8 protein-coding genes and 1 tRNA gene are annotated in these 7632 nt (G+C 56.3%); 4 read left to right on the top strand and 5 right to left on the bottom strand.

Translation table 11 applies throughout. From position 1 onward, the window contains the following. Both ABYA88_RS14320 and ABYA88_RS14325 read left to right on the top strand, forming a co-directional pair. Positions 1–1744: putative nucleotidyltransferase substrate binding domain-containing protein (locus tag ABYA88_RS14320; RefSeq protein WP_373188072.1), on the top strand; the 1744-nt coding region annotated here is incomplete at its 5' end. Beyond that, positions 1741–2457 carry a PolC-type DNA polymerase III gene (locus ABYA88_RS14325; RefSeq protein WP_373188073.1) on the top strand — a complete coding sequence of 239 codons (717 nt, stop codon included), beginning with the start codon at positions 1741–1743 and terminating at the stop codon, positions 2455–2457. The genes ABYA88_RS14320 and ABYA88_RS14325, both read left to right, overlap by 4 nt. A gap of 142 nt (positions 2458–2599) precedes the next feature. Here ABYA88_RS14325 and ABYA88_RS14330 read toward each other — a convergent pair whose 3' ends face one another. The 5 genes from ABYA88_RS14330 to ABYA88_RS14350 form a co-directional block, all read right to left on the bottom strand. Next, on the bottom strand, positions 2600–4366 hold the full coding sequence (locus tag ABYA88_RS14330; RefSeq protein WP_373188074.1) for a sodium:solute symporter family protein: 1767 nt from the start codon (positions 4364–4366) through the stop codon (positions 2600–2602). A gap of 16 nt (positions 4367–4382) precedes the next feature. Continuing rightward, a complete protein-coding gene (locus ABYA88_RS14335; RefSeq protein WP_373188075.1) occupies positions 4383–4649 on the bottom strand; it encodes a DUF4212 domain-containing protein in 267 nt (88 codons plus the stop codon). Between the two features lie 195 nt (positions 4650–4844). After that, positions 4845–5108: a YebG family protein gene (locus ABYA88_RS14340; protein WP_373188076.1), complete on the bottom strand. Its 264-nt coding sequence runs from the start codon at positions 5106–5108 to the stop codon at positions 4845–4847. 117 nt (positions 5109–5225) lie between these two features. Continuing rightward, a complete protein-coding gene (locus ABYA88_RS14345; protein ID WP_373188077.1) occupies positions 5226–6245 on the bottom strand; it encodes a GGDEF domain-containing protein in 1020 nt (339 codons plus the stop codon). A gap of 203 nt (positions 6246–6448) precedes the next feature. Further along, positions 6449–6539: transfer RNA gene (locus ABYA88_RS14350), tRNA-Ser, on the bottom strand. Positions 6540–6693: 154 nt separating this feature from the next. Here ABYA88_RS14350 and ABYA88_RS14355 point away from each other — a divergent pair. Beyond that, positions 6694–7359, top strand: a complete 666-nt coding sequence (locus ABYA88_RS14355; protein ID WP_373188078.1) for a Bax inhibitor-1/YccA family protein — start codon at positions 6694–6696, stop codon at positions 7357–7359. A gap of 63 nt (positions 7360–7422) precedes the next feature. Then, positions 7423–7632, top strand: a 210-nt coding sequence (locus tag ABYA88_RS14360) for a DsrE/DsrF/TusD sulfur relay family protein (RefSeq protein ID WP_373188079.1), incomplete at its 3' end; no start/stop codon positions are given.

Genomic DNA, 7632 nt, shown 5'->3' on the forward strand with positions numbered 1-7632 from the left:
AACTGTGCAGCATTTTTATATCGTCAAACAGGGTCTTGTTCGTGGAGAGCGTTTGCTCGCCGGCCAGGAGAAACCGGAAACCACGTTCGAGATCAGCATGGGCGAGTGTTTTCCCCTCGCCGCGTTGATCGGCGAGCGGGGCACGCGTACGGAGCATATCGCCGGCGAAGACACTTTTTGTCTGACGCTGCCACGCCGCGACTTCGTCAAGCTGTTCGGCCTTTCGGCCGGTTTCCGTGACTTTGCGCTGCGCGGCGTCAGCAGCCTCCTCGACCAGGTCAACCAGCAAGCGCAGATGCGCGCAGCCGAGAATCTCGGCGCGCAGTACTCCCTGGACACCCGCCTGGCAGAACTGGCGGTCCGCAGTCCGATCAGCTGTGGACCCACGCTGACGGTGCGTGAGGCGGTCAGAATAATGCACGAGGCGAGTGTCGGCAGCATTGTCATTGTTGACGAGCAGCGCAAGCCGCTGGGTATCTTCACTCTGCGCGACTTGCGCCGAATCGTTGCTGAAGCGGATACCGACGTGAACGGGCCGATTGGCGATGCAATGACCCATTCCCCCTTCAGCCTGCCCTCCTCGGCCAGTGCCTTTGACGCAGCGATCGCAATGACCGGCCAGCATATTGCGCACATTTGTGTGGTTGATCGTGACCGTCTGGTCGGGGTGGTCTCCGAGCGTGATCTGTTCTCGCTGCAGAAGGTCGATCTGGTCCATCTGGCCAGGACCATTCGCCAGGCCAAACGCGTCAGCACGCTTACTTCCCTGCGCACCGATATTCGCCAACTGGTCGAGAGCATGCTTGCCCACGGCGCCTCCTCTACGCAGATAACCCATATCATCACCCTGCTTAACGACCATACCGTCTGCCGGGTAATCGAGCTGTGTATTGCCGAGCATGGCGATCCGGGCATCCCCTTCACCTGGCTGTGCTTCGGTAGTGAGGGGCGCCGTGAACAGACGCTGCACACAGATCAGGACAACGGCATTCTTTTTGCGGCAGATGACTCGGCGCACGCAGCCAGTATTCGTGCTCAGTTACTACCGCTTGCAGGCAAGATCAACGAGGCGCTGGCCGAATGCGGTTTCACGCTATGCAAGGGCAATATCATGGCCAGCAATCCGGAGCTGTGTCTGTCGCAGAGTGAATGGGCAGCACGCTTTGATCGCTTCATCCGTTCCGCCACACCGGAAAACCTGCTGTCATCGTCGATCTACTTCGATTTTCGAGTCATCTGGGGCGAGCCTGTCCAGGCAGAACAGGTGTTCGACGAGGTATTGCGCAAGGTCCACGCCAACACGCTGTTTCAGCGCATGCTGGCCCAGAACGCGCTGGCGCAACGGCCCGCTATTGGCCGGTTTCGCGATTTCGTCGTCGCCCGCAGTGGCTCGGAGAAGGACACGCTGGACCTGAAGCGCCAGGGACTCTGGCCATTTGTGGATGGTGCGCGATTGCTGGCACTGTCCAATGGCGTCGCTGAGTGCAATACGCTTGAGCGGTTCAGTCAACTCAAGGCCAAGGGCGTTATCGATGCCAAGGATGCTGACGCTTACGAAGAGGCCTACCATTTCATCCAGCTGATTCGCATGCAGCAGCATCAATTGCAGGATCGTGAAGGTCGGCCCTTCAGCAATCGTATCGACCCTGACAGCCTCAATCACCTTGACCGGCGCATTCTGCGCGAGTCATTCCGCCAGGCCAAACGGCTGCAATCCAGCCTGGCTATCCGTTACCAGTTATGAATCCACTCGACTGGCTCTCCCAGAAGCGTGGTGCCAACCTGACCGAGGCTCAGCAGGCGCGCAGAGATAGGCTACCCCCTCCCCAGGCGCTGGACGACACCCTGCTGCAAGACACCCGCCTGGTTGTCATGGACCTGGAAACCAGCGGTCTGGACACCCGGCGCGACAAGGTACTGTCGATCGGGGCGGTCGTCATCGAACAAGGTGCTATCGATATGGGGACGCAATACGAGTGCACGCTGTACCGGGAAAACCACCAGGTTACCGAGGCGATCCTGATTCACGGAATCCCTCCCAGTGAAATCGCCGAGGGCATGGGGGCCGCCGATGCGCTGCTGGATTTCATGGAGTTTTCCGGTGAGTGTGTGTTTCTGGCCTTCCATGCCGGCTTCGATCTGCGCATGTTGCGTCGCGGCTTGCGTGAGGATCTGGGCCAGCGGCTACAGCATTCGTTTATTGATGTCGCCGAAATGGCGCCGATGCTCTGTCCCGATGCGAAAGTTGGTCGTGGCGGCCTGGATGACTGGCAGAGCCATTTCCATCTCAACAACAGCCAGCGTCACAACGCCGCGGCCGATGCGCTGGCTACAGCCGAGATAGCACTGATCCTGCTGAGCAAAGCGCGCGTCCAGGGCATCCACACCCTCGCCGAACTGAATGCCCGTCTAAGTCACTGGCGCCGTTTGCGGCAGGCGCGCCGCGGTACAATCTGATTCAATAGCCGCTCGGCCATTCCTCTGTAAAGCTCCATATCTGGCACCGATAACTTCTGCGCAGTCTAGCGCTCAGAACTCTCGTATTCCACACAGCAAAACGCCCCGAACCAGTCGGGGCGTTTTGGTCTTGCCATGGAGCTTAGTGTTCTATTGCACCAGCTGCGCCACGGGGTACTCGGATGTCTTCAATCAGAACCTGGATGTGCTCTGGCGGTGCCTTGGTAAAGGACGCCACAGCAACAGCAGCAACGAAGTTGAAGATCATGCCCAGGGTGCCGATACCTTCCGGCGAGATACCAAACCACCAGAAGGCGGCGTTATCCATTTCCGGGCTGATGAACTTGAAGAACACGATATAGCTGAAGGTGAAGGTCAGGCCCACGATCATGCCGGCGATAGCGCCTTCCTTGTTCATTTTCTTGGAGAAGATCCCCATGACAATGACCGGGAAGAACGATGCTGCCGCAAGGCCGAACGCAAAGGCCACCACCTGCGCCACAAAGGCCGGCGGATAGATACCGAATATGCCGGCGATCAGGATCGCCACCCCCGCTGCAATACGGGCTGCGAGCAACTCTTTCTTCTCGGTGATATTGGGCATCATGTTGCTCTTGAGCAGGTCATGGGATACCGACGTCGATATCACCAGCAACAGACCAGCAGCCGTTGACAGTGCAGCCGCCAGACCACCCGCAGCAATCAGCGCGACTACCCAGCCAGGCAGATCGGCGATCTCGGGGTTAGCCAGAACCATGATGTCGCGGTCAACGTACAGCTCGTTCTCGTTGGCCGTCGGTTCATTGGTCACCTGACGCTGACCATACTCGCCTACGCCCTCGAATTTGGGAGCGCCCTGGAACGGTGCGCCAGGACTGTACTGAACTACACCGTCATTGTTCTTGTCCTGCCAGGCGACCAGACCGGCCGTCTCCCAGGTCTCAAACCATTCGGGAATATTCTCGTAGGAGACGTTCGGAATGCTGGTCAGCAGATTGGTCCGCGCGAATGCCGCTACCGCAGGGGCAGTGGTGTACAGAATTGCGATAAAGAGAAGCGCGTAACCTGCTGATTTTCTTGCATCACGTACTGTCGGAGTGGTGAAGAAGCGAACAATTACGTGGGGCAGACCGGCTGTACCCACCATCAGTGCCATGGTGATAAAGAACACGTCGATGGTCGACTTGCTGCCGTCGGTGTATTGGGAGAATCCGAGTTCCGCTCCGAGCCCGTTCAGTGCATCCAGTACGTAGGTATCGGTACCAGAAACCGTACTGCCAAAGCCCAGCTGCGGGATCGGGTTGCCGGTTATCAGCAGCGAGATGTAGATGGCCGGAACCATGTAGGCAAAGATCATCACACAGTACTGTGCGACCTGTGTATAGGTGATGCCCTTCATACCGCCGAGAACGGCGTAGAAGAACACGATCGCCATGCCGATAACCACACCGACGTTGATGTCGACCTGCAGGTAACGCGAGAACACGATACCCACACCGCGCATCTGGCCGGCAACATAGGTAAAGGAGATGAAGATCACGCAGATCACCGCCACCACGCGAGCGGTCTGCGAGTAATAACGCTCGCCAACAAACTCAGGCACGGTGAACTTGCCAAACTTGCGCAGGTATGGCGCCAGGCACATGGCCAGAAGCACGTAGCCACCAGTCCAGCCCATCAGGTACACACTGCCGTCGTAGCCGGTGAAAGAGATGATGCCTGCCATCGAGATGAACGAAGCAGCAGACATCCAGTCTGCGCCAGTGGCCATACCGTTGGCGATCGGGTGTACGCCTTTGCTCGCCACATAGTACTCGCTGGTGCTGCCTGCGCGCGACCAGATGGCGATCCCGATGTAGAGCGCGAAGGTCGCCCCTACAAAGAGATAGATCAGGGTTTGGGTATCCATTTACTGGCTCCTGTTATTATTCTTCATGAACATCGTATTTACGATCGAGCCGATTCATCTTCCAGACGTATACAAAGATCAGGACGACGAACGCATAGATAGCGCCTTGCTGGGCAAACCAGAATCCGAGCGGGAACCCGAAGAACCTGAATTGATCCAGAAAGTCGACGAACAGGATTCCGGCGCCGAATGACACCACAAACCATATGACTAGCAGGATCAACATGAAGCGGAGGTTTTCCCTCCAGTAGCTTCGAGCTGCCTCTTCTTTTGATAAGGACATGACCATCTCCGATTGTTGTTTTTATCGCACTATCACGTTAGCACCGCGCCACCCCTTTGGTGACTAGACTTTGGTCTGACAACCAGCCGCGCAAAGAGTTGCGCCGCTCGGAGCAAGCGGCGGGAAAACCCGTCTCAATGAGTTGGTAGGCGAGCGCCCGCGTGGAGCGGGACCCGGAAGGAATGGTACTGGAGGTCAGGAGGGGCTGGAGGCAGGCAATAGATCGGCCAGAGCGCCGAGATTGTTTTTGAAGGCCTTGGCCAGCACTTCTCGATTCTGCGCGAGGAACAGGCTTACATCCTCCGCATTCTGTTCGGTCAGTGACGGAACTGCGGTCTGCAGGACCTCACCGAGGGCTTCGGCCAGTTCCAGCATCTTGTCGTGACGATCGGCTTCGGCTTTATCCATGAACAGCTGCTCCGGGTCTCTGCTACTGCGATAAACAACTTCAACGGCCATATGCATACCTCTGGCTTGATTTCGATATCCCTCCCCGTATTTGCGGCAGGTCGGTCAAAGGATTGTACTGTATATTCGTACAGCCACAAGTGCGTTTTGTGAGTGCAGTGGCCTCCCCTATCCGGAGCGACGCGACTGTTTGACCTGATACATGACGGCATCTGCCCGGGCAATCAGAGCCTCAGCTTTGCTCTCATCCGTAGCGGAAGTCACAACACCAACACTGGGACCTGCGTAAGAAAAATCGTCGTCGTTCAACAAGAACAAGCCGCTTGTCAGCTCTTCCAGACGCTCGCGAAACCTCTTCTCACTGTTTTCTAGATCCACCGCATAGGCTGGCCCGAAGACCAGAAACTCATCGCCTCCATAGCGGGCCACAAAGTCGCCGTCTCGCAATCCGGCGGCAAGTCTTTGAGCAATCTGAATCAGAAAACGGTCGCCTGCATCATGCCCGAAATCGTCATTGATTCTCTTGAAGTGGTCCAGATCGATAAATGCGAGATGCAGTGGAATGCCGCTACGGCGGGCATTTGCAAGGGCTCTAGCCAGTTCCTGCATCAATGCACGACGGTTGGGTATGCCGGTCAGCGGATCCAGTAGCGCCTGTTGGCTGTATGCGAGATTCTCTTTCTGCAGGCGCGCCATCAATCTGTCGCGCTCCAACTGGCGCGCAATGAGACGGGCAAGCATCGACAGTAGCCGCCGGGATTCAGCATCAACACCAATTCGTGAACTGCTGGCGCCGCACAATGTACCGAACAACTCGCCTTCACCTACTCGCACCGGTTCGCTGAGATAGGTGCTTATCCCGAGAGCCTTCGCGGCTTTTGAGTCGCCCCAGCAACTGGCGACATCGTCAGAAAAGGGCCTTTGTTCATCCAGAGCCCGCTTGCAGAGCGTATCCGCCCAATCCACCGACAAGCCCTCGGGAATCTCAAGCTGCTGGGATTTGGTATTACGCGCAAAAAGGATGTGCTGCAGTCCCTCGACCTCATCAATGCGGGTGAGATAGGTCGACTCCAGGCCAGTCACTTCTTCCAGGATTTCCAGGAAAGGACGAACCAGATCCTCAAGATCTGTGCTGTCGCTGATCGTTGTAGCCAGTTTGTCGAGAACGCTGCTGATATTCGCCGTCATAAATCACCTGTGATTCATCTTCCGATGGATATAGGCACATTTTTCCTGAGGACAAGATCATCTGATTGGAGCATAAGCTAATAGGACCGCCGTGGCTAACAGCTATCTGGCACAGTCTGAGAAATGAAAAGCTGGCTGCAGGTAAAGTACCTGGAGCTGAAACGACAAAAGCCCCGATCAAGGGGCTTTTGTGTATTGTTTAGTGGCGGAGGGACAGGGATTCGAACCCTGGGTAGGCTATTAACCTACGCCGGTTTTCAAGACCGGTGCATTCAACCGCTCTGCCATCCCTCCACGGCCGGCAATACTACCGGAAACTTCTGCTTAGTCAATGGCTAAGGTTTCAAACTGCAACGTTTTAACCAGCGCAAACGCTTGATTTGGTCCATCGAACCGGTATGATCCGGGTAAGTTAGAAAACCGATTTACCCCACTGGAGCTATAGTCCATGAACGATCGTCAAGGTGCCCTGCAACATACGGGTGTGAACGAGGCAGAAGTAAGTAAGCTGTTTCGCAATACCTATTCACTGTTGGCCATGACGCTGGCCTTCAGTGCCTTGGTAGCATTCATCTCGATGAGCCTTAACCTGCCTCATCCAGGTCTAATCATCACGCTGGTTGGTTTCTACGGCCTGCTGTTCCTTACCTCGAAATTCCGTGATTCGGGCTGGGGCCTGGTTCTGACTTTTGCCTTCACCGGCTTTCTTGGCTATACCACCGGGCCGATACTGAACATGTATCTGTCACTGCCTAACGGCGGATCTCTGGTGGCAATGGCGCTTGGTATGACAGCCATGGTCTTCTTCGGTTTATCAGCGTACGCCATCATGACGCGTAAGGACTTCAGCTTCCTGTCCGGCTTCATCATGGCTGGCTTCGTGGTTCTGCTGTGCGCGATCCTGGCGAGCTTCTTCTTTGAGATCAGCGGTCTGTCGTTGGCAATCTCAGCCGGCTTCGTACTATTCTCCTCGGCCGTGATCCTGTACCAGACCAGTTCGATCATTCATGGTGGCGAAGACAACTACATCATGGCCACGATCACGCTGTTCGTATCCATCTATAACCTGTTCCTCAGCCTGCTTCATCTGCTGGGCATCTTCGGCGAAGACTGATAACAGCGTTATACTACGAGGCCCGCCATGTTGCGGGCCTTTTTGTTTGTGCAGGCGTCCGCTATGAATTTTGCCATCGTTCTCCTTTCCGGTCCCCAGGACCCCGCAGCCCGCAGTGCGCTTAACTTTGCCCGCGCCGTGCTGGATGCCGGGCATCAGATCAGCCGCCTGTTCTTCTATCGTGATGCCGTACACCTGGCCACCTCACTCAGCGTACAGCCGCAGGACGAGCCTGATGTATACGCTGACTGGCGAGCCTTTATCAGCGACAAC

The organism is Halopseudomonas sp. (genome assembly GCF_041579695.1).
In the GTDB taxonomy this organism is placed as follows: Bacteria; Pseudomonadota; Gammaproteobacteria; order Pseudomonadales; family Pseudomonadaceae; genus Halopseudomonas.